The sequence below is a fragment of the Streptomyces sp. CoH27 genome (genome assembly GCF_020181035.1).
Taxonomy (GTDB): Bacteria; Actinomycetota; Actinomycetes; order Streptomycetales; family Streptomycetaceae; genus Streptomyces; species Streptomyces camelliae.
Map to the genome: position 1 here is coordinate 1 of NZ_JAIQYY010000027.1, position 21,957 is coordinate 21,957.

The window sequence follows — 21,957 nt, forward strand, 5'->3', positions numbered from 1 at the left end:
CCGAATAATCAACGTTCCACCCATGAGCAACCAGCACCGGACGTTCGCCGATGTACTGGCGTCTGACCGAGCGAACTCGGTAAGAAGTGCTCCTTAGAAAGGAGGTGATCCAGCCGCACCTTCCGGTACGGCTACCTTGTTACGACTTCGTCCCAATCGCTAGTCCCACCTTCGACAGCTCCCTCCCACAAGGGGTTGGGCCACCGGCTTCGGGTGTTACCAACTTTCGTGACGTGACGGGCGGTGTGTACAAGGCCCGGGAACGTATTCACCGCAGCAATGCTGATCTGCGATTACTAGCGACTCCGACTTCATGGGGTCGAGTTGCAGACCCCAATCCGAACTGAGACCGGCTTTTTGAGATTCGCTCCACCTCACGGTATCGCAGCTCTTTGTACCGGCCATTGTAGCACGTGTGCAGCCCAAGACATAAGGGGCATGATGACTTGACGTCGTCCCCACCTTCCTCCGAGTTGACCCCGGCGGTCTCCTGTGAGTCCCCATCACCCCGAAGGGCATGCTGGCAACACAGAACAAGGGTTGCGCTCGTTGCGGGACTTAACCCAACATCTCACGACACGAGCTGACGACAGCCATGCACCACCTGTACACCGACCACAAGGGGGGCACTATCTCTAATGCTTTCCGGTGTATGTCAAGCCTTGGTAAGGTTCTTCGCGTTGCGTCGAATTAAGCCACATGCTCCGCCGCTTGTGCGGGCCCCCGTCAATTCCTTTGAGTTTTAGCCTTGCGGCCGTACTCCCCAGGCGGGGAACTTAATGCGTTAGCTGCGGCACCGACGACGTGGAATGTCGCCAACACCTAGTTCCCACCGTTTACGGCGTGGACTACCAGGGTATCTAATCCTGTTCGCTCCCCACGCTTTCGCTCCTCAGCGTCAGTAATGGCCCAGAGATCCGCCTTCGCCACCGGTGTTCCTCCTGATATCTGCGCATTTCACCGCTACACCAGGAATTCCGATCTCCCCTACCACACTCTAGCTAGCCCGTATCGACTGCAGACCCGAGGTTAAGCCTCGGGCTTTCACAATCGACGTGACAAGCCGCCTACGAGCTCTTTACGCCCAATAATTCCGGACAACGCTTGCGCCCTACGTATTACCGCGGCTGCTGGCACGTAGTTAGCCGGCGCTTCTTCTGCAGGTACCGTCACTTGCGCTTCTTCCCTGCTGAAAGAGGTTTACAACCCGAAGGCCGTCATCCCTCACGCGGCGTCGCTGCATCAGGCTTTCGCCCATTGTGCAATATTCCCCACTGCTGCCTCCCGTAGGAGTCTGGGCCGTGTCTCAGTCCCAGTGTGGCCGGTCGCCCTCTCAGGCCGGCTACCCGTCGTCGCCTTGGTGAGCCATTACCTCACCAACAAGCTGATAGGCCGCGGGCTCATCCTTCACCGCCGGAGCTTTCCAGGTTCACAGATGCCTGCGAACCTCGTATCCGGTATTAGACCCCGTTTCCAGGGCTTGTCCCAGAGTGAAGGGCAGATTGCCCACGTGTTACTCACCCGTTCGCCACTAATCCACCCCGAAGGGCTTCATCGTTCGACTTGCATGTGTTAAGCACGCCGCCAGCGTTCGTCCTGAGCCAGGATCAAACTCTCCGTGAATGTTTTCCCGTGATCGGGATGAACACCACGAGAGCGGTGCGAGAGGAGGAATGATCCTCTCGCACACAGCGTCCTCGCTGTGTTATTTCAAAGGAACCTCGACCATCGGAATGTTCCGACGGACGGGGTATCAACATATCTGGCGTTGATTTTTGGCACGCTGTTGAGTTCTCAAGGAACGGTCGCTTCCTTCGTACTCACCCTCTCGGGCTTTCCTCCGGGCTTCCCTTCGGTGTTTCNTGTTGAGTTCTCAAGGAACGGTCGCTTCCTTCGTACTCACCCTCTCGGGCTTTCCTCCGGGCTTCCCTTCGGTGTTTCAAACTCTATCAGGGTTTTTCCGTCTCTCTGACCACCCTCCTGCGGACATGCAGAAGGAGATCCAGAGATAGGATCCGACGAGTTTGGGTGCTGCCGGGCGTTGACGCTTTCACGTCGCTCCGCCCCAAGCAGGAGTACGACTGTACACGGAGCCTTGAAGGCGGTGCAAATCCGCCGGGGTGGTGGTCTAGACCACTAGCTGGTAGCTTCCATACGGAACCCCAACTTCCTATGACATACGCTGCTGCTCAGTGCCGTCAGGGACATGCAGTGACGGCCCGTAAGCAGCTCCACTCCTGGGAGGCTTCCCATGACCACCGTGTCGTCCCCTCTTGCCGGACGCGCCATCGGACTGGCCGCTGTGCCGGATCCGGTCTTCTCCGGGGCCATGGTCGGCCCGGGTACCGCCATCGACCCCGTTCGCGAGCCCTCCGAGGCCGTGGCCCCGGTGGACGGCGTCATCGTTTCGCTGCACCCGCACGCGTTCGTCGTCGTCGACGCAGAGGGGCACGGCGTGCTCACCCACCTCGGCATCGACACCGTGCAGCTCAATGGCGAGGGCTTCGAGCTGCTCGTCAGCAAGGGCGACACCGTGGCGCGCGGGCAGGCCGTCGTGCGCTGGAACCCCGCGGCCGTCGAGGACGCCGGAAAATCCCCCGTCTGCCCCGTCGTCGCGCTCGAAGCCACGGCCGAGTCCCTCGGTGACGTCCGAGAGAACGGTGACGTGAAGGCCGGCGACAGCCTCTTCGCCTGGAACTGACGGCAGTGCCGCCCCAGGGTGGCGTTCAGGACAACCACTGCGGCGGCGGGACCTGCCGCACTATCGGAGACGGGTGAGATGGAAGCAACGCTGCGAGGCGTGGGCGTGAGCCATGGCGTGGCCATCGGCGAGGTTCGGCACATGGGTACGGCGGTGCTGGAGCCGCCGACCAAGCAGATTCCCATGGAAGAGGCCGAGCGGGAGCAGGGGCGGGCCCGCCAGGCCGTGGACGCCGTCGCCGCCGACCTGATGGCGCGCGGCAATCTGGCGGGAGGCGAGGCCCAGGCCGTGCTTGAGGCACAGGCCATGATGGCGCAGGACCCCGAGCTGATGGCCGACGTGGACCGGCGGATCGCCGTCGGCAGCACCGCCGAGCGTGCCGTGTACGACGCGTTCGCGGCGTACCGCGAGCTGCTGGCCGGTGCCGGTGAGTACCTCGCCGGCCGGGTGGCCGACCTGGATGACGTGCGGAATCGTATCGTCGCCCGGCTGCTGGGCGTTCCGATGCCGGGCGTTCCGGACAGCGACCAGCCGTATGTGCTCGTGGCGCGGGACCTGGCTCCTGCCGACACCGCCCTGCTGGACCCGACTCTCGTGCTCGGTTTCGTGACCGAGGAGGGCGGGCCGACCAGTCACAGCGCGATCCTGGCGCGGGCGCTGGGTGTGCCGGCCGTGGTGGCGCTGCCGGGTGCCGGTGAGCTGGCCGAGGGCACGGTGATCGCGGTGGACGGCAGCACCGGCGACATCTTCGTGAACCCGAGCGAGGCGAAGAAGGCCGAGCTGGCGGCCGCGGCCGCGGAGCGCAAGGCTGCACTGGCCGCCTCGACCGGGCCGGGCGCGACGGCGGACGGTCACAAGGTGCCGCTGCTGGCCAACGTGGGCGGGCCGGCTGACGTGCCGGCCGCGGTGGAAGCCGGGGCCGAAGGTGTCGGTCTGTTCCGTACCGAGTTCCTGTTCCTGGACGACAGCAAGAACGCTCCTTCCGAGGAGAAGCAGGTGGAGGCCTACCGGCAGGTGCTGGAGGCGTTCCCCGAGGGCCGTGTGGTCGTGCGGGTGCTGGACGCGGGTGCGGACAAGCCACTGGACTTCCTGACTCCCTCCGACGAGCCGAACCCCGCGCTGGGTGTGCGGGGTCTGCGGACGCTGCTGGACCACCCGGAGATCCTGCGTACGCAGCTGCGGGCGCTGGCCAAGGCCGCCGAGGGACTGCCCGTCTACCTTGAGGTCATGGCGCCGATGGTGGCGGACCGCGCGGACGCGAAGGCGTTCGCGGACGCCTGCCGTGAGGCGGGGCTGCGGGCCAAGTTCGGCGCGATGGTGGAGATCCCGTCGGCGGCGCTGCGGGCGCGTTCGATCCTGCAGGAGGTCGAGTTCCTGTCGCTGGGGACCAATGACCTCGCGCAGTACACGTTCGCGGCCGACCGTCAGGTGGGCGCGGTGTCGCGGCTGCAGGACCCGTGGCAGCCGGCGCTGCTCGATCTGGTGGCGCTGTCCGCCGAGGCGGCGAAGGCCGAGGGCAAGAGCTGTGGTGTGTGCGGTGAGGCCGCGTCGGATCCGCTGCTGGCCTGTGTGCTGACCGGTCTGGGTGTCACCTCTCTGTCCATGGGGTCGGCGTCGATTCCGTATGTCCGGGCGACGCTGGCGAAGTACACGCTGGCGCAGTGCGAGCGGGCCGCGGCGGCCGCGCGGGCGGCGGACAGCGCCGAGGAGGCGCGCAGCGCTGCTCAGGCGGTGCTGTCCGGCGAGTAGCCGTAGCGGCAGCCGGGTCCGGTGTGCCGGGTTTCAGGGGCGTCCCGCCTTGGGTGGGGCGCCCTTGACGCGTTCGCGGTGCGATGCGGGTGCGGTCAGTGCCGGTGGCCCGGGGTGGTGGTCGCCTCTCCGAGGTCGGGGGGTTCGCAGTAGTCGACGCCGGACTCCGGGGAGATGAGGTCGCCGGATTCGGCGTCGGTGCAGTAGGCGTCGAACACCTCGGCGGCGGTGAGGGGTTCGAGGTTGCCGGTGCGCAGTCGCCAGCCGTGGACGCGGTCGGGTGTCCCGGGGTGGCTGGTGCGGATGACGAGTCCGCCGGGGCTGCGGGTGGCGAGGCCGAGCGCGAGGACGCTGGTGAATTCCAGGGCTTCGGCCTCGTCGAGGCGGGTGGCGCCAGGGCCGTCCTGGTCGGCGTGCAGGACGGATACGAGGGTGTCCGGTGGGCCGGAGACGCTGATCACGAGGTGCCGGTCGCCGGGCCGTGCGGTGTCGAGGATGCGGACCAGGAGGTCGGAGGCGCGGGTGAAGGCGGCCCTGCCGATGTCCTCGCCGCAGGTGGGGCAGGGGCCGAGGCGGGACAGGAGGGTGGTGGCGTACTCCCAGGTGGCCTGGCGTACGGCCTCGTCCACGAGGGCCGGTACGAGCGTGGCGAGGGGGCGGCCGTCGTAGGCGATGGTGGGGCCGGTGGCCGCGAGTTCGGCCGTGAACCTGGTGCGGCTGGTCGCGGCTTCCGGGTCGAGGCCGGTGTCCGCGCAGTAGGCGGCATAGTCCTCGGGGTCGAACAGGGCGAGGGTGGTGTGGCTGCCCTGGGCGGCGCGCGCCTTGAGGACGGCTTCGACCTGCTGGAGGTAGGCGGTGTGGTCGTCGAAGGTGAAGCTGCGGTAGCGCCGCATGGCGCGGAAGTCGTGTTCGTCGGTGAGCAGGCCGATGGTGCCGGCGATCTCGCGGCGCAGGACGCGTCGCATGGTCTGGTGGTCGGTGTGCGCCATGTTTCCCCCAAAGTGCGCGGTCGATCAATGCTCACTCACCGTAACCGGCGGCACTGACAACGGGGTGCCGCCGGTGGACGGAGGGCGCGTGGTGCGGTCGTTTCGCGCAGGTGGGGAGGGGTCCGGTCAGGCGCGTTTGCGGGCGAGGTCCTCGTAGAAGCCGAGCAGGGAGAGGTTGTCGACGGATCCGGGGTTGACCGCCTTGTCCAGGGGGGTGCCCTGCAGGAGGCGCTTGACGGGGACTTCGATGCGCTTGCCGGTGAGGGTGTGCGGGATGCCGGGCACCTCGATGACCTCGTCGGGCACGTGGCGCGGGGAGAGCTGTTCACGGATGGCTTGTTTGATCCGGTTCAGGAGCGCCTCGTCGAGGGCTGCGCCGGGTGCGAGCTGCACGAACAGCGGCATCCAGTAGCCGCCGTCGGGCTGCTCGACGCCGATGACGAGGGATTCCTTGATCTCGGGCAGGCGCTCGACGACCTCGTAGATGTCGGCCGAGCCCATGCGGACGCCCTGCCGGTTGAGGGTCGAGTCGGAGCGGCCGTGGATGATCACGGTGCCTCGTGCGGTGACGGTGATCCAGTCGCCGTGCCGCCAGACGCCGGGGTAGGTGTCGAAGTAGCTGTCGTGGTAGCGGCTGCCGTCGGGGTCGTTCCAGAAGCGGATCGGCATGGAGGGCATGGGGTTGGTGACGACCAGCTCGCCGACCTCGTCGATGACGGGCTTGCCGCTCGGGTCCCAGGCCTGCAGGTCGGTGCCGAGGCCGGGGGCCTGGAGTTCGCCGGTGTACACGGGCAGGGTCGGTACGGCTCCGGCGAAGCAGGAGCAGACGTCCGTGCCGCCGCTGACGGAGGCGATCCAGAGGTCGTCGCGGACCTCGTCGTGCAGCCAGCGGAAACCGTCGGGCGGCAGGGGCGAGCCGGTGGTGGCGACGCACTTCACGGTGGCCAGGTCGTAGTCGCGTGCGGGGTGGACGCCGGCCTTGCGGCAGGCCATGACGTAGGCGGCCGAGGTGCCGAAGAGGGTGGTGCGGGTGCGTTCGGCGATGCGCCACTGGGCGCCGGTGTCGGGGTGGCCGGGGCTGCCGTCGTACAGGACGATCGTGGTGCCCGTGAGGAGGCCGGAGACGAGGAAGTTCCACATCATCCAGCCGGTCGAGGTGTACCAGAAGAAACGGTCCTCGGGGCCGAGGTCGCAGTGCAGGCCGAGCTGTTTGAGGTGTTCGACGAGGATGCCGCCCTGGGACTGGACGATGGCCTTGGGCAGGCCGGTCGTGCCGGAGGAGTAGAGCACCCACAGGGGGTGGTCGAACGGGACCTGTTCGAAGACGGGCTCGGTGTCGGCCGAGGTCAGGGCCGCCCAGTCCATGGCGCCTTCGGGTGCCTCGGTGCCGAGGAGCGGGATGTGGACGACGGCGCGCAGGGTGGGCAGTTCGCGGCGCAGTTCGGCGACGGTCTCGCGGCGGTCGTGATCCTTGCCGCCGTAGCGGTAGCCGTCGACGGTGAACAGGACGACGGGTTCGACCTGCTGGAAGCGGTCCAGGACGCTGCGGGCGCCGAAGTCGGGGGCGCAGGAGGTCCAGACGGCGCCGACGGCGGCTGTGGCGAGCAGGGCGACGACGGCCTCGGGGATGTTGGGCAGGTAGCCGCTGACGCGGTCGCCGGGGCGGACGCCGAGGGCGCGGAGTCCGGCGGCGAGGGAGCCGACCTGGCGGCGCAGTTCGGTCCAGGTCACGGGGCGCGGTTCGTGGGTCTCGTCCACGTGCAGCAGGGCGGGTTCGTCGCCGCGGTCGGTGGCGGCGCGCAGGGCGTGCTCGGCGTAGTTGAGGGTGGCTCCGGGGAACCACTGGGCGCCGGGCATCGCGCGGTCGCCGAGCACGCGCGCGTAGGGGGTCGAGAAGCGTACGTCGAACCACTCGGTGACGGCTTTCCAGAAGGTGTCGAGCTGGTCGACGGACCACTGGTGGAGGGCGGGGTAGCCGCCGTCGGCGGGGGCGCCGTGGTGTGCGGCGGCCCATGCCTGGAACTGGGTGATGCGGGCCTGGGCGATCCGGTCGGGATCGGGCTGCCAGAGTGGCTGGGGGTTCGCGGTCGACATGGGGCGGCTCCCGGGCTGTGCGCGTCGTGGGCGTCGGTCCGCGCACGTGCTGGGGTGTGCGCGTGACGCGGCTGACAGGGACGATGCCATGTGATCGACTTCAGCACCAGGGCGCGCCCCACATAGTCCCGCTCGTGAAGATGTGGTCCCGGCACGGGTGAACGGCAGTTGAACGACACGCGCGCGTGGGGCGCTCAGTGGCAGGGTGAGCAGCATGGACGGTCGTGACCTGGTGCGTTCGGTGAGTGTGGTCGGTGCGGGGAGAGCGGTTCGGGGGTTGCGTACCGTACGGGCCGCGTGGCGCAGGAGGCGGATCGACGCCGCCGGGCTGCCGCGGCGGGGGACCGAGCGGGCGCGGGTCCCGGGACAGGTGGAGGGCGTGGAGCCGGGGCCCGGGGGTGGTGTCATCCGGTTCGGCCGGTCGGAGCTGCGGATCACGGTCGCGGTGAACGGGGCGGTGTTCTGGGGCTGGGACGGGGCGGGCCCGGAGCCGTCGTACGCGCTGGCGGGGCGCTGTCCGGAGCCGGATCCGCGGGCGGTGCTGGAGCCGGACAAGGACGGTGGCTGGCGGGTGGTCGCCGAGCGTGTGACGGTCGTCGTCTCGCGGCACGGTGCGGTCGAGGTGTGCACGCCGGGCGGGGTGATGCTGCGGCGGGATCTGCCGCCGCGCTGGTGGGAGCCGGTCGGCGGGGGTACGGCGCGGTGGATGCAGCGGTCGGAGGTGGCGGCGGACGCCCGGTTCTTCGGTCTGGGCGGGCGGGCGTCGGGGCCGCGGCTGCGGGAGGGCGCGTACCGGCTGTGGAACACAGATCCGGGCCGGGCGTTCGGGCCCGGCACCGATCCGCTGTATCTGACCATGCCGGTGCAGCTCGTGGTGGCGGACGCCGGCACGCATCTGGTGTTCCACGACACCACGTGGGACGGCACGGTGGTGCTGCGGGAGGGCGAGGAGGGTGCCGGGTCCGGGCATGACCGGGCGGGGCGTTGCGAGGTGCGGATGGACGGCGGTCCGCTGCGCTGCTGGGTGATGGTGGGCACTCCCGCGCGCGTGCTGCACACGTGGGCCTCGCTGACCGGGGCGCCCGCGCTGCCACCGGCGTGGGCGCTCGGGCACCATCACGCGCGCTGGGGTTTCGGCAGCGAGCAGGAGGTGCGCCGGATCGTGGCGGGTTACCAGGAGCGCGATCTTCCGTTGGACGCGGTGCACCTGGACATCGACCACTACGACGAGCACCAGGTGTTCACCGTCGACCAGGAGCGGTTCCCCAAGCTGCCGGTGCTGGCGGAGGAGCTGCGCCGGGACGGCGTCCGGCTGGTGTCGATCGTCGATCCGGCGGTGAAGGCGGCGCCGGGCAACGCGGTGTACGGCAGCGGTTCGGCGCGGGACGCGTTCGTGCGGGACGCGTCCGGGCGTGAGGTGCGGGGTGTGGTGTGGGCCGGTGAGTCGGTGTTCCCGGACTTCACGCACGCGCGCGTGCGTGAGTGGTGGGGTGGGCTCTATGCGGAGCGGCTGGATCAGGGTTTCGCGGGGTTCTGGCACGACATGAACGAGCCGACATCGTTCAACGCCTTCGGCGAGCCGACCCTGCCCCGGTCGGCCCGGCACGACCTGGAGGGGCGCGGCGGTGACCATCGGGAGGCGCACAACGTGTACGCCTTGTGCATGGCCCGGGCGGGCTACGAGGGCCTGCGTGAGCTGTCGCCCGAGGAGCGGCCGTTCTTGTTCTCGCGCTCGGGCTGGGCGGGGATGCAGCGCTACGGGGGGACCTGGTCGGGGGACGTGGCGACGGGCTGGCCGGGGCTTCGGGCGTCGTTGTCGCTGGTGCTGGGGCTCGGGCTGTGCGGGGTGCCGTACTCGGGTCCGGACGTGGGGGGGTTCGACGGCAGTCCGTCGCCGGAGCTGTATCTGCGGTGGTTCCAGCTCGGCGCGTATCTGCCGCTGTTCCGCACGCACGCGAGTCTGCGGGCGGGGCGCAGGGAGCCCTGGGAGTTCGGTGCCGAGGTGCTGGAGCACGCGCGCGTGGCGTTGCGTGAGCGGCAGCGGCTTCGGCCGTACTGGATGACGCTGGCGCATCTGGCCCGGCGGACCGGCGCTCCCTATGTGCGGCCGCTGTGGTGGGGGGCTCCGGAGGACCGGGCGCTGCGCGACTGCGAGGACGCGTTTCTGCTCGGGGACGGTCTGCTGGTCGCCCCGGTGCTGGACCCGGGTGCGGACCGGCGTGCGGTGCAGCTGCCGCGGGGCCGCTGGTACGACACGGTGACGGAGGAGGCGTTCGAGGGGCCGGCGCAGGTGCTCGTGGACGCACCGCTGTCGCGGATACCGGTGTTCGCGCGCGCGGGTGCGGTCCTTCCGGTGCGGGGCGCCGACGGCAGTCCGGAGCTGGAGGTGTGGGCGCCCGCGCGGGGCCGGACCGGGGGCGGTCTGGTCGTACCGGACGCGGGCGACGGGTGGGACGAACCGGAGACGGAACGCTATGTCGCCCGCCGGCAAGGCCGGGAGGTGGTGGTCACCCGGGAGCGGGAGGACGGTTCCGGTGAGCCGCCCTACCCGGTGCGGGTACGGGGGCTCGGCTGAGCGGGACGATTCAGCCGTACCGGCCCTCGAACCAGGCCCGCACGGCCACGGTGTGCAGCGGGAAGGCGAGTTCTTCGGGCCGGCGCAGCATCTGCCAGCCCTCGGTCTCGTCCGTGGGGCCGGAGGGCGGCAGCCCGTCGGCCGGCCGTTCGGGGAGGAGTCCGAACAGCAGCAGGTGACCGTCGGGCGAGCTCATGGCGTCCACGAGCCGCACGTCGCGAGCGGCCGCGTCGATGCCGGTCTCCTCCTTGAGCTCGCGGACGACGGCCTGCTTCCAGTCCTCGCGGTCGTCGACGTAGCCGCCGGGCAGGGCCGTGCCCCCGCGTGCGGGGGCGACGGTACGGGTGATGACGACCAGGGCCGTGCCTTGGGTGTCGTACACGGGCTGGAGTGCGATCGCGACCGGCAGCGGGTTGCGGTAGGCGACGGTCCCGCAGGTCGGGCAGGTGCGCGGCCAGCCGGTCACGCCCTCTCCATAGGGCGCTCCGCAGCTCGAACAGTGCGAGCCCGGTGCAGAGTTGGAAGTTGAGTGCTGAGTTTCGGACACGCGCGGACTGTATCCGATCAGCGGAGGGACATCTTCCAAAGGTTGCTCAGTCGCCGCCGATGAGCGACTTCACCGTGTCATGCGCCGCCCTGCCCATTTCCCGTTGCCCGTGGCACACTTCTGACGCTCTGTCAGATCTACAGCCGGGGAGGGGCCTTGCCGCGCACACGCACACCCGCGGTCGACGGGTGGTTCGGCGGAGAGGGGGAGGCTTTCCGGCTGCTGGGCACGCGGTGCTCGTCGTGCGCGTCGGTGTTCTTCCCGCGCGAGGACGCCCACTGCCGCAACCCGCACTGCGCGGGCGGCCCGCTGGAGGAGGTACCCCTGTCTCGAAAGGGGCGCATCTGGTCGTACACGGACAGCCGATATCGGCCACCGTCACCCTATGTGAGCAATCCGGAACTTCCGTGGGAGCCTCGCGCGTTGATCGCGGTGGAGCTGGCGGCCGAGCGGATCGTGGTGCTCGGGCAGGCGGCTGCCGGGATCACCGTCGCCGATCTGGCGGTGGGCATGGAGGTGGAGGTCGTCCCCGGCGTGCTGCACGAGGACGCGGAGACGACCTGGACGATCTGGCACTGGCGGCCGACGGGGGTGAGGGTGTGACGGTGGACGTGGCGGTGCTCGGCGCGGGCATGCACCCGTGGGGCAAGTGGGGGCGCTCCTTCGTGGAGTACGGGACGGCGGCGGCCCGCGCGGCGCTGGTGGACGCCGGTGTCGACTGGCGGGACATCGGCTCGATCGTGGGCGCGGACACGGTGCGTGGCGGATATCCCGGGTATGTGGCGGGAGCGACCTTCGCCAAGGCCCTGGGCTGGCAGGGGGCGCGGGTCGCGAGCGTGTACGCGGCGTGCGCGTCCGGGGCGCAGGCGATCGCCGCCGCGCGGGCGCAGATCCTCGCGGGGCTCGCGGAGGTCGTGCTCGTGGTGGGGGCCGACGCCGCGCCCAAGGGGTTCTTCCGGCCCGCGGGCGGGGACCGGCCCGACGAACCGGACTGGCTCCGGTTCCGGCTGCTGGGCGCGACGAACCCGGCGTACTTCGGCTTGTACGCGCGCCGGCGGATGGCGGTGCACGGGGATACGGCGGAGGACTTCGCGCAGGTCAAGGTGAAGAACGCCGCCATGGGAGCGCTCAATCCGTACGCCCGCTACCGCAAGCGGGTCACCGCCGAGGAGGTCGCCGCATCCGCGGTGGTCGCCGATCCGCTGCGGCTGCTCGACATCTGCGCCACCTCCGACGGCGCCGCGGCCCTGGTGCTCTCCAGCGTCGGGTTCGCGCACCGGCACGGGTTGGAGCGGCCGGTGCGGATCCGCGCGGTGTCGACGGTGACCCCGCGCTTCCCGAACACGGTGCTGGACCTGCCGGACATCGCGACGGACTCCGCGGTCACGGTGGAGCCCCCCGGTGAGACGTTCCGCGCGTCCATCGCGCGCGCCGCCTACGAGGAGGCGGGCATCGGTCCCGAGGATCTTTCTCTTGCCGAGGTCTACGACCTGTCCACCGCGCTGGAGTTGCAGTGGTACGAGGATCTGGGGCTGTGCGGCGAGGGCGAGGGCGCGAAGCTGCTGCGGGAGGGTGTGACGGCCCCGGGCGGGCGTATACCCGTCAACGCCAGCGGCGGACTCGCCTCCTTCGGGGAGGCTGTGCCGGCCCAGGCCATCGCCCAGGTCTGCGAGCTGACCTGGCAGTTGCGGGGCACCGCGGGCGACCGTCAGATCGCCGGGGCGCGGGTGGGGATCACCGCCAACCAGGGGCTGTTCGGGCACGGATCGGCGGTGGTCGCCGTGAGATGACCGGTCTGCCGGAGGGAATGTATACGGGGCTGGTGGTGCGCAAGTGATCAATGAGGTTGTCCACGCTGGGTGATCGTCCCGGAATGCTGCGTGAATCTCTCATGAACTGCGCCTGGGCGTACGCGGGCAGCGCCATCATGCTCCCGTGCACTCCTGGACGGACACTCTCCGCTTCGCCTTCCAGCCGGTGGTCAATCTGATGACGGGCGCGGTCACCGCACTGGAGACACTCGCCCGCCCGGAGACCGGGGACATCCTCGCCGAGGCCCGTCGCGATCCCGAACTCGACGGCAGGCTCACGGTGTTGGCACTGCGCGCGGCGACGCACAAGGAGACGCTGCTGCCGCTGCACCTGAACGTGTTCGCGGCCACGCTCGCCGACCTCGGCGGCCTCACCCCGCTGTACGACGCCGTACGCGCGGCAGGACGGCTGCCCTGGGAGGTGACGCTCGACGTGGTCCCGCCCTACACGCACGTGCCGCAGCGTGCGCTGCTGGAGGCGGTGGCCTCCTTGCGCGAACAGGGCTTCCGGATCAGCGCGGACGGCATCGGGGACGGTGACGTACCGCTTCGGCTGCTCACCGACCTCTCCCCCGACCTGGTCAAGCTCGACGCCTCGCTACTGACCCGGCCGGCCGCGGTGCGAGCCATGCGGACGCTGTGCGAGGAGCTGGGCGCCCTGGTCGCGGTGGAGGGGGTCGAGACCGAACTGCAGTGTGCGGCGGCGCTGTCGGCCGGTGCACAGCTGGCCCAGGGCGAGCTGTTCGCGCCGCCGGCCCGGATCCCCGCGGCGGACGTATACGTTCCGCCCCGCTCCCCCGGTGCCGTGGGTGTGCCCCGCTCCGGGCTGTCGGTGCGGGAGTTCGTGCGCCCGGCCGCCGTACTGCCGGTGACCGCCTCGGCGGGGCAGGTGCGGGGGCTGCTGACCGGGTCGCCGGACGTCTCCGGTGTGCTGCTGGTGGACCAGGCCGGCCGTCCTGTGCGGTCGGTGCACCGCTCGCGCTTCCTGCTGTCGATGTCCGCTCGGTACGGGCACGCCCTGTACGCCGACCGGCCCGCCTTCAAGCTGGGCGACGCGCCCCGCACCGTCGGTGTCGACGCCACCGCCTGGGAGGTGCTGGACGTGGTCGCGATCGGCGGCCCGGACCGGACCTCCGACGATGTGGCGGTGGTCGACGCGCACGACCGGTGCGTGGGCGTCGTACGGCTCGCGGACCTGGTGCGGGCGCTGGCCGAGAGCCGGGTCGAGGAGGCGGCCGGGCTCAATCCGCTGACCCGGCTGCCCGGTTCGGACACGATCACGACCGAGGTCGACCGGTGGATCGCCGACGGCCGGACGTTCGCGCTCAGCTGGCTGGACATCGATCACTTCAAACAGGTCAACGACGGTGCCGGGTTCGCCGCGGGCGACGAGCTGATCCGGTCGGTGGGCCGCGCGCTGCAGCAGGCGGTCGTGGGGCACGCGCGCGTGGGGCACATCGGCGGGGACGACTTTCTGGTATTGGCCGACGAGGAGGCGCTCGATCCGCTGGTGGCCACCGTGCTCGACGCACCCTGGTCGGCGGCCGACCGGCAGGTCACGCTCTCCCTCGCGACCGTCGTGTGCACGCCGGGCAGCGTGGGCGACCATCGCCAGGCCGCCGCCCACCTCGCCCCGCTGAAGAAGGCGGCCAAGGCACTGCGCGGCGCGAGCTGGGTGCTCGGGCGCGCCGGGGCCGCCGGTCACGAGGTCCGGCGCGGCGGCACGGGGGCGGCTGCGGCGCAGGCCGGGTGTGCGGCCGGCGAGCCGGGGTGGTGAACGACACCTCGGTATACGGCCGTTGAGACGTCCGCCCGGGTGGTGCGCCGGTGTCACCGACGCCGTCGGCAGCCTTGACGCCCCCGGAGCACCGGAGAACACTTCCCGGTGTCGGCCGACATCGCCGTACATTCTCGGCGTTATCAGGCACTGTGCCAGGGGTCTGTCCTGCTCCACGGCCGGTCCCTCCCGGCGATCGCGGCTGCGACGGCACGCTCGTCACGGACGCCGGGCGGGGCGCGGGGCCTTCCCTGCCTTCGGCCGTAGTCGCCAAGGGAACCGTTCCTGCACGACAGGGCCGGGGCTACTCGCCCCCCTGCGCCAAGGGAGCCGCCATGAGCAACGGGCACATTTTCGTCGGCGAGGTCATCGGCACCGCGATACTGATCCTGTTCGGCGCCGGTGTCTGCGCCGCCGTCACCCTCCGGCACTCCAAGGCGCGGTCCGCGGGCTGGGTCGTCATCGCCTTCGGCTGGGGCTTCGGGGTCCTCGCCGGCGCCTACACCGCGGCTCCGCTCTCCGGCGGCCAGCTCAATCCCGCGGTGACCCTCGGCATCGCCGTCGACACCGGCAAGTGGGGCAAGGTCTGGGTGTATCTGCTGGGCCAGATCGTGGGCGCGATGATCGGCGCCGTACTCGCCTATCTGGTGTACCTCGCCCAGTTCCAGGCCAACGTCCGCGAGGAAAGCACCGCCGACGAGCCGGTGCCCACCCTCGGCATCTTCTCGACCGTCCCGGAGATCCGGCACCCGGTCGCCAACCTGATCACCGAGATCATCGCGACCATGGCACTCGTCCTGCCCGTCCTCGCCTTCGGGCTGACGAAGGGGCTCGGCGAGTCCGGCACCACCGTGCTGATCGTCTCCCTGCTCGTCGTCGGCATCGGGCTCTCCCTCGGCGGCCCCACCGGCTATGCCATCAACCCCGCCCGCGACCTCGGCCCACGCATCGTGCACACCTTCCTGCCGATCCCCAACAAGGGCACGTCCGACTGGGGTTACGCCTGGATCCCGGTCGTCGGCCCGCTGATCGGCGGCACGCTCGCCGGGCTCCTCTACCGCGCGGCCTTCTGACCCCCGTTTCCCGTACGCCTTCCCGTACCCAGCTCCGCGCCCCGTGCGCGTCCTCCCGACCCAGCGACCCAGGGACAGCCATGACGGACACCGCCGGCACTTACGTCGCCGCCATCGACCAGGGCACCACGTCCAGCCGCTGCATCGTCTTCGACCACGGCGGCGCGATCGTCGCGGTCGACCAGCGCGAGCACCGCCAGATCTTCCCCAAGCCGGGCTGGGTGGAGCACGACGCGACCGAGATCTGGGCCAAGGTGCAGGCCGTGGTGGCCGGGGCGCTGGCCAAGGCCGGGCTGCGCGCCGACGGGCTGAGCGCGCTGGGCATCACCAACCAGCGCGAGACGACGGTCCTGTGGGACCGCGCCACGGGCAAGCCCGTGCACAATGCGATCGTCTGGCAGGACACCCGCACCGCGGCCCTGTGCGCCGAACTGGGCGGCGCGGACGGCCAGGACCGCTTCCGCGAGCAGACCGGGCTGCCGCTGGCCAGCTACTTCTCCGGGCCCAAGGCGGCCTGGCTGCTGGACCACGTGCCCGGCCTCAGGGCACGGGCCGAACGCGGCGAGATCGCCTTCGGGACCATCGACTCCTGGCTGATCTGGAACCTCACCGGCGGCACCGACGGCGGCCGGCACGTCACCGACGTCACGAACGCCGGCCGGACCATGCTGATGAACCTCGACACCCTCCAATGGGATCCCGGCATCCTCGCCGCCATGAACATCCCCGAGGCGATGCTGCCCGAGATCCGGTCCTCCGCCGAGGTGTACGGCACGGCGGTCGGGCAGCTCGCCGGAGTGCCCGTGGCCTCCGCGCTGGGTGACCAACAGGCCGCCGTGTTCGGGCAGGCCTGCTACGACGTGGGCACCGCGAAGAATACCTACGGCACCGGCAGTTTCCTGCTGCTGAACACCGGCAACCGGCCGGTGCCGTCCAAGAGCGGACTGCTGACGACGATGGGCTACAAGATCGGCGAGGAAGCGCCCGTGTACTGCCTGGAGGGGTCCATAGCGATAACGGGCGCGCTCGTGCAGTGGTTCCGCGACCAGCTCGGAATCATCCGCACCGCCGACGAGATCGAGACCCTGGCGGCGAGCGTCGAGGACAACGGCGGCGCGTACATCGTGCCCGCGTTCTCCGGTCTGTTCGCGCCCTACTGGCGCTCCGACGCGCGCGGGGTCGTCACCGGCCTCACCCGGTACGTCACGAAGGCACATCTCGCGCGCGCGGTGCTGGAGGCGACGAGCTGGCAGACGCGGGAGGTCGTGGACGCCATGTATCAGGACTCCGGGGTGCGGATCACCACATTGAAGGTCGACGGCGGCATGACGAAGAACCGTCTGCTGATGCAGCACCAGGCGGACGTCCTCGATGTGCCGGTGATCCGTCCGCGGGTGTCGGAGACGACCTGTCTGGGCGCCGCATACGCCGCCGGCCTCGCCACGGGCGTCTGGAACGGCCTGGACGAGTTGAAGTCGCACTGGCAGAAGGACGCCGAGTGGACACCCGCGATGGAGGCTGCGGTACGCGACCGCGAGTACCGCAACTGGCGCAGGGCGGTGGAGAAGAGCTTCGACTGGCTGGAGGAGGACGGGGCGTAGAGAACGACAGGGCGCGGAAAACTCCGCACGCGCGCGTGCTTCTCATCGGACCACGGCCCGTACCCCAGTCGGCGGGGGTACGGGCCGTGTCCTGCGGCCGTGGTCAGCCGATGGCGGCCGCACGGCGGTCGGCCGCCTGGTGCAGCGCGTGCTGGACGAGCCCGACAAGCACCTCCTTGACCGACTCCCGGTCGCGCGCGTCGCACACGACGAGGGGAACGTCGTCGTCCAGGTCGAGGGCCTGCCGGACCGCCTCGGCCGGGTAACGGGCCGCCCCTTCGAAGCAGTTGACCCCGACGAGGAACGGGATGGAGCGCCGCTCGAAGTAGTCGACGGCGGCGAAGCAGTCCTCCAGACGGCGGGTGTCGGCGAGCACGACGGCACCGAGCGCGCCCTCGGACAGCTCGTCCCACATGAACCAGAACCGCTCCTGCCCTGGCGTGCCGAACAGGTACAGCACCAGGTCCTCGCGCAGCGTGATGCGGCCGAAGTCCATGGCCACGGTGGTGGTGTGCTTGCCCTCCACCCCGCTGATGTCGTCGACCGGGCGCCCAGCCTCCGTGAGCAGTTCCTCGGTGCGCAGCGGCCTGATCTCGCTGACGGCGCCGACGAGGGTCGTCTTGCCCACGCCGAAGCCGCCGGCCACCAGGATCTTCAGCGTGACGGGCTCGATCGGGGGCTTTCCGTGCTCAGAACGCCCGATGATCATCGGTCCTAAGTCTCCTGCTCGATGGGTCGGGGGAGGGTCACAGCGCCCGGAGGCCGTTGATCACATCCCGCAGAATGCTCTCGTCCGGCAGCTCGGCCGGGGGAACCGGGCGGGTGACGTGGACGAGTTCGGCGTGTACAAGATCGCCGATGAGGACCCGGACCACGCCGATCGGAAGATCGACCTCCGCGGCGAGTTCGGCGACCGACTGCGGCTCGTCCCGGCACAGTCCGACGATCTCCACGTGTTCGGGCGACAGCGTCGGATCCGCTTCCGGGTCGCCCGCGTCCGGCTCCGCGACGACCACCGCGATCAGGTCGAGGCGGTGCTGGGCCGGACTGGTGGTACGGCCGCGCGTCATGGCGTACGGACGGACGACCGGTCCGGCCTCGTCGTCGAACCAGTGGCTTCTTCCCTGACCGTCTCCGCTCATGTCATCCCACTACCCGCCCGCGGGCAGGTCGGAGCGCGGGGAGGTACCCAGATGCACGCCGACCCGCTTGACCAGAAGCGTCATCTCGTAGGCGACCTGCCCGACGTCGGAGTCGGCTTCGGAGAGGACGGCGAGGCAGCTGCCGTCGCCGGCGGCGGTGACGAACAGGAAGGCGTCGTCCAGTTCGACCACGGTCTGCCGGACGGCGCCCGCGTCGAAGTGGCGGCCGACACCCTTGGCGAGGCTGTGGAAGCCGGACGCCACGGCGGCCAGGTGCTCGCCGTCCTCCCTGGTCAGGTCCTGCGACACGCCCATGGGCAGGCCGTCGCCGGACAGGATGACGGCCTTGCGGATGCTGGCGACCCGGTCGACCAGGTCGTCCAAGAGCCAGTTCAGCTCCCCCTTGTTCGTTGCCGTCTGGCCGGTCGCCTTCGGTGCGGTCATCGACCGTCCCCCTTTGTCGTTCCTGGTGCTGTGCCGTTCCGGGTCCCGTCGCCGGCGGCGTTCTCCTCCCGGCCGCGCTGCCAGCCGCGCTGCAACGAGGCCATCCGGCTGCGGACCTCATCGGCGTCACGGTCTGCGGGCTGCCCCGTCCGTCGGGCGCGTCGTACGGTGTCCTGCTTGAGCTGGGGAGCCAGGCTGGCCTGGCGCACCCGCCGGGGCAACGGCCCGGTCCCGCCCGGCACCACGGCCGACCGGGCGGCCGCGTCGCCGGTGGTGAGGTCCGGGGTGCCGGGCGGCGGGGAGGCGTCGGCGCGAGTGAGGTCCGGTGAGCCGCTGGGCGGGGGTACGTCGCCGCCGGTCATGGCTCTGGTGCCGCCAGGCGGGGGTGTCTCGCCGCGAGTGCCGCTCGGGGCGTCGCCGCCGGTGCCGCTACGCGCGGCTGTGCCGGCTGTGGGGGGCCGCGCGTCGCCGGACCCGGGCGCGTCGGCGGGCCGGGACGTGTCGGCGGCGGGCGGGAACGCGTCGCCGGACCGGCCCCCGTCGTCCGTGGGCAGTGCCTCGCCGCTGTCGGGCCGGGGCGCTTCGGGTGTCCGGGTCGTGGCGCCCGGGGTGGCCGTGATGGCCCCCTTTGTCCGGGTACGGCGAGGCAGTGCCGGGATCTCGGGGGGCTCGGCGGTACCGTCGGCGCGGGGCGGGACGCCGCCCGCGACGTGGTCGGTGAGTTCCCCGGGACGCCGGGCGGACGTGCCGCGGCGGCGGGCGGGCAGGGGGGCGAGGCCGCCCGGGTCGGGGCGGCGAGGACCTGCGGTGGGCCGCTGGTCGGGTTCGTCACGGCGGGAGCGCTGATCGGTGACGGGCTTGCCGTGCGAGCTGACGAGTTTGGGCGTCTGGCGGCGCGGCAACGGTATGGGGCCACGGTCGGCGGCGGACGCGGAGACCGGACCGGCATCGTCGCGGGAGCGGGAGCGGCGGGGCCGGAACAGTTCGCCACGCTCGCTGTCCTCGTCCCCCAGGGCGCCGGGGAAGTCGTCGAGGGCATCGAGGTCGACGGGCGCCTCCAGCTCGACGGGGCCGTCCAGCAGGGAGGTCTGCAGGCCAGGCAGCTGCACAGGCCCCGCGGAGTGGCCCGCGACCTGCCCCGTCTCCTTCGCCGGGCGGTCCCGGTCCAGGCGGAAGCCGAGGCCGTTGGTGTCCGGCACGTCGTCACTCAGCAGCGCATCGGGGATGAACACGACGGCGGTGGTGCCGCCGTAGGGCGACGGCTGGAGGGAGACGCGGGCGTTCTGGCGCTGAGCGAGGCGGCTGACCACGAAGAGGCCCAGCCGGTCGGTGTCGGACAGTTCGAACTCAGGGGTCTCGGCGAGCCGCAGATTGGCGTCCAGGAGTGCCTCGGCCGTCATGCCGAGGCCCCGGTCGTGGATCTCCAGGGTGAAGCCGTTGGCGACGCGCTCGCCGAGGACCTGGACGGCGGTGTGCGGGGGTGAGAACACCGTGGCGTTCTCCAGGAGTTCGGCCACGAGGTGCGTGAGGTCGGCGACGGCCGGGCCGGTGACGGCGACCCGCGGCAGCCGCCGTACCTCGATGCGCTCGTAGTCCTCGACCTCGGCGACGGCGGCCCGGACGACGTCCATCAGCTGGACCGGCCGGCGCCACTGCCGGGACGGTGCGGCGCCGGAGAGAATCACCAGGCCCTCGGCGTGCCGGCGCATACGGGTGGTGAGGTGGTCCAGGCGGAAGAGGTCGGCGAGTTCGTCGGTGTCCTCGGTCCGGCGTTCCATCGTGTCGAGCAGGGTGAGCTGTTTGTGCAGCAGCACCTGGCTGCGGCGGGCGAGGTTGACGAACACCTCGGAGACACCGGCGCGCAGTTCGGCCTGCTTGACTGCGGCCTCGACGGCGGCGCGCTGGAGGGTGTTGAGGGCCTGGCCGACCTCGCCGACCTCGTTCTTGTCGTACTCCAGGCGCGGCACCTCGGTCTCGACGTCGACCTGTTCACCGGCGGACAGCCGGCGCATCACGCTGGGCAGTCGGACGCCGGAGGCCTCGTGCGCCTCCAGACGCAGCTGGCGCAGGTCGCGGATGAGGCTGCGGCCGACCCGGACGGACAGGACGAGGGAGACCAGGAGGGCGATCAGACCGAGCAGGCCCGCGACGGCCGCCTGCAGGATGACGGTCATGGCCACGGGGCGGGTGCGGTTCTGGAAGCGGTCGCCGGCCTGGTCGTCCATGGTGCCGAGGTCGTCCAGGACGCTCGCCGCGGTGGAGTCCCAGCTCTGTGCGGTGACTTCGCGGGGCGTGCCGGAGTCCGCGCCGATGACGGACTGTTCGGCCGTGCGCAGCTGCGCGCTGGTGGGGTTCTTCCAGAAGCGTTCGTACCGTTCACGTTCGGCGGCGGGCAGCAGCGGCAGGCTGATGTCGTACAGGAGGGTGCGCTGGGCGACGAGGCCGGAGATGTCCCGGGTCTCGTCACGGGTGAGCCGGCCGACGACGAGGGAGGAGCCGAGCAGCGCGTCCTCACGGGAGAGAAGCTCACGCGCGCGCGTGACGTTGACCATCGCGCGGGCCTGCTTGTCCAGTTCGACGTCGTCCACGCCGTCGAGGGCGTCGAGCAGGGTGTAGCAGGGGTCGACGAGCCGGTTGTAGAGGTCGAGGGCCTGGGCGCGGTCGACCGTTCGCTGTTCGACGCTGCGGCGCAGGGAGTCGAGGCCCGCGAAGGCGTCCAGGACCGTGGTCAGGCGATCGTCGTCGGATGCGTCCATGCCGTTCACGACGTCGTGGTTCCCGGCGTTCTTGCGGATCTTCACGATCGCCCGGTCGGTGACGGCGCGGGTGCGCTGCAGGGCGGAGAGCGCGTCGGCGGCGCGCGGGTCGGCGAGGTAGACGAGGGCCTGGCGGCGTTCCTGCTGCAGTGCGCGGACCGTGTCCTCGGTGGGGTAGCCGATCTCCTTCACGACGTCGGTGGCGTGGAACAGCCGGGCGACCTCGCGTCCGGTGAGCACCGTGGCGAAGCCCCAGATGGCGGCCAGGGACACCAGCGGCACGAGAAGCAGCGCCACGATCTTCCGGCGGATCGACTTCCCGCGAAAGCGCATGGCCTCCCCCAGCTCGACCCCCGCCGGCCGGGGGTGCACATGTGCGTCAACAAACGGCGCGAGCCTACTACCGCCTCACAGTTAACTCGAAGACACGTCCGGAGGGCGAACTTCCGCTCCGGCGGCGAGAGATGGCGAGTTGTCCGGGCATTGCGGGAGATTGCCACCGCAATCAGATGGCCGCGTCCTGCCCGACCGCGGGGACACGGCCAGGCGGTTGGCTGGATTTTTTCGCCGGTGGGGAATCTTCGGGCGATCCCGTTCGTCCTCTCCTATGGGAAGCCTTCGGGAAATGGGTGCGGAATGGGCCACAGGTGCCGCATCCCGCATTCCGGCGGCGTAAATCTGCGCAAGCCGGGCAGCCA

Annotated in this window: 15 protein-coding genes and 1 rRNA gene; 8 read left to right on the forward strand and 8 right to left on the reverse strand. The window is 70.6% G+C overall.

Annotation, left to right across the window (positions count from 1 at the left end):
* Positions 1–97 precede the first annotated feature (97 nt).
* Positions 98–1,623, reverse strand: a 16S ribosomal RNA gene (locus LE548_RS35730).
* Between the two features lie 628 nt (positions 1,624–2,251).
* Here LE548_RS35730 and LE548_RS35735 point away from each other — a divergent pair.
* Both LE548_RS35735 and ptsP read left to right on the forward strand, forming a co-directional pair.
* Positions 2,252–2,701 (forward strand): PTS glucose transporter subunit IIA, encoded by a 450-nt coding sequence (locus LE548_RS35735; RefSeq protein ID WP_225101185.1) that lies wholly within the window; start codon positions 2,252–2,254, stop codon positions 2,699–2,701.
* Between the two features lie 78 nt (positions 2,702–2,779).
* On the forward strand, positions 2,780–4,450 hold the full coding sequence (ptsP, locus tag LE548_RS35740) for a phosphoenolpyruvate--protein phosphotransferase (protein WP_225101186.1): 1,671 nt from the start codon (positions 2,780–2,782) through the stop codon (positions 4,448–4,450).
* A gap of 95 nt (positions 4,451–4,545) precedes the next feature.
* Here ptsP and LE548_RS35745 read toward each other — a convergent pair whose 3' ends face one another.
* Together LE548_RS35745 and LE548_RS35750 are read right to left on the reverse strand one after the other, a co-directional pair.
* A complete protein-coding gene (locus tag LE548_RS35745; protein WP_225101187.1) occupies positions 4,546–5,439 on the reverse strand; it encodes a hypothetical protein in 894 nt (297 codons plus the stop codon).
* 126 nt (positions 5,440–5,565) lie between these two features.
* On the reverse strand, positions 5,566–7,533 hold the full coding sequence (locus tag LE548_RS35750) for an acetoacetate--CoA ligase (protein WP_225101188.1): 1,968 nt from the start codon (positions 7,531–7,533) through the stop codon (positions 5,566–5,568).
* Between the two features lie 214 nt (positions 7,534–7,747).
* On the opposite strand from LE548_RS35750, the gene LE548_RS35755 reads away from it, so the two are divergent.
* Entirely contained in the window at positions 7,748–10,108 is a 2,361-nt protein-coding gene (locus LE548_RS35755; RefSeq protein WP_225101189.1) for a TIM-barrel domain-containing protein, read from the forward strand.
* Between the two features lie 10 nt (positions 10,109–10,118).
* Here LE548_RS35755 and LE548_RS35760 read toward each other — a convergent pair whose 3' ends face one another.
* Positions 10,119–10,655 carry an NUDIX domain-containing protein gene (locus LE548_RS35760; RefSeq protein ID WP_225101190.1) on the reverse strand — a complete coding sequence of 179 codons (537 nt, stop codon included), beginning with the start codon at positions 10,653–10,655 and terminating at the stop codon, positions 10,119–10,121.
* Between the two features lie 156 nt (positions 10,656–10,811).
* On the opposite strand from LE548_RS35760, the gene LE548_RS35765 reads away from it, so the two are divergent.
* From LE548_RS35765 to glpK, 5 genes are all read left to right on the forward strand, one after another.
* Positions 10,812–11,258, forward strand: coding sequence for a Zn-ribbon domain-containing OB-fold protein (locus tag LE548_RS35765; protein ID WP_225101191.1), 447 nt, complete (start codon positions 10,812–10,814; stop codon positions 11,256–11,258).
* On the forward strand, positions 11,255–12,445 hold the full coding sequence (locus LE548_RS35770; RefSeq protein WP_225101192.1) for a lipid-transfer protein: 1,191 nt from the start codon (positions 11,255–11,257) through the stop codon (positions 12,443–12,445). Before LE548_RS35765 ends, LE548_RS35770 begins: the two co-directional genes overlap by 4 nt.
* A gap of 145 nt (positions 12,446–12,590) precedes the next feature.
* Complete coding sequence (locus LE548_RS35775; protein ID WP_225101193.1) at positions 12,591–14,243, forward strand: GGDEF domain-containing protein; 1,653 nt, start codon at positions 12,591–12,593, stop codon at positions 14,241–14,243.
* Between the two features lie 335 nt (positions 14,244–14,578).
* Entirely contained in the window at positions 14,579–15,316 is a 738-nt protein-coding gene (locus LE548_RS35780; RefSeq protein ID WP_225101194.1) for an MIP/aquaporin family protein, read from the forward strand.
* Positions 15,317–15,396: 80 nt separating this feature from the next.
* Positions 15,397–16,917, forward strand: coding sequence for a glycerol kinase GlpK (glpK, locus tag LE548_RS35785; RefSeq protein WP_225101195.1), 1,521 nt, complete (start codon positions 15,397–15,399; stop codon positions 16,915–16,917).
* Between the two features lie 103 nt (positions 16,918–17,020).
* Here glpK and LE548_RS35790 read toward each other — a convergent pair whose 3' ends face one another.
* The 4 genes from LE548_RS35790 to LE548_RS35805 are packed head-to-tail and all read right to left on the reverse strand — an operon-like array spanning position 17,021 to position 21,592.
* Positions 17,021–17,626: an ATP/GTP-binding protein gene (locus LE548_RS35790; protein ID WP_225101196.1), complete on the reverse strand. Its 606-nt coding sequence runs from the start codon at positions 17,624–17,626 to the stop codon at positions 17,021–17,023.
* A 37-nt stretch (positions 17,627–17,663) separates the two neighbouring features.
* Complete coding sequence (locus LE548_RS35795; protein WP_225101197.1) at positions 17,664–18,059, reverse strand: DUF742 domain-containing protein; 396 nt, start codon at positions 18,057–18,059, stop codon at positions 17,664–17,666.
* Between the two features lie 9 nt (positions 18,060–18,068).
* Positions 18,069–18,503: a roadblock/LC7 domain-containing protein gene (locus tag LE548_RS35800; protein WP_225101198.1), complete on the reverse strand. Its 435-nt coding sequence runs from the start codon at positions 18,501–18,503 to the stop codon at positions 18,069–18,071.
* The gene (locus tag LE548_RS35805) at positions 18,500–21,592 is read right to left on the reverse strand and encodes a nitrate- and nitrite sensing domain-containing protein (RefSeq protein WP_225101199.1); all 3,093 of its coding nucleotides are present in this window, start codon (positions 21,590–21,592) and stop codon (positions 18,500–18,502) included. Before LE548_RS35805 ends, LE548_RS35800 begins: the two co-directional genes overlap by 4 nt.
* Positions 21,593–21,957 lie beyond the last annotated feature (365 nt).

What these genes read in the sequence shown, in the direction of transcription:
- LE548_RS35735 (WP_225101185.1), top strand. Translation starts at nt 2,252, where the DNA reads ATGACCACCGTGTCGTCCCCTCTTGCCGGACGCGCCATCGGACTGGCC.
- ptsP (WP_225101186.1), top strand. Translation starts at nt 2,780, where the DNA reads ATGGAAGCAACGCTGCGAGGCGTGGGCGTGAGCCATGGCGTGGCCATC.
- LE548_RS35745 (WP_225101187.1), bottom strand. Translation starts at nt 5,439, where the DNA reads ATGGCGCACACCGACCACCAGACCATGCGACGCGTCCTGCGCCGCGAG.
- LE548_RS35750 (WP_225101188.1), bottom strand. Translation starts at nt 7,533, where the DNA reads ATGTCGACCGCGAACCCCCAGCCACTCTGGCAGCCCGATCCCGACCGG.
- LE548_RS35755 (WP_225101189.1), top strand. Translation starts at nt 7,748, where the DNA reads ATGGACGGTCGTGACCTGGTGCGTTCGGTGAGTGTGGTCGGTGCGGGG.
- LE548_RS35780 (WP_225101194.1), top strand. Translation starts at nt 14,579, where the DNA reads ATGAGCAACGGGCACATTTTCGTCGGCGAGGTCATCGGCACCGCGATA.
- glpK (WP_225101195.1), top strand. Translation starts at nt 15,397, where the DNA reads ATGACGGACACCGCCGGCACTTACGTCGCCGCCATCGACCAGGGCACC.
- LE548_RS35790 (WP_225101196.1), bottom strand. Translation starts at nt 17,626, where the DNA reads ATGATCATCGGGCGTTCTGAGCACGGAAAGCCCCCGATCGAGCCCGTC.
- LE548_RS35795 (WP_225101197.1), bottom strand. Translation starts at nt 18,059, where the DNA reads ATGAGCGGAGACGGTCAGGGAAGAAGCCACTGGTTCGACGACGAGGCC.
- LE548_RS35800 (WP_225101198.1), bottom strand. Translation starts at nt 18,503, where the DNA reads ATGACCGCACCGAAGGCGACCGGCCAGACGGCAACGAACAAGGGGGAG.
- LE548_RS35805 (WP_225101199.1), bottom strand. Translation starts at nt 21,592, where the DNA reads ATGCGCTTTCGCGGGAAGTCGATCCGCCGGAAGATCGTGGCGCTGCTT.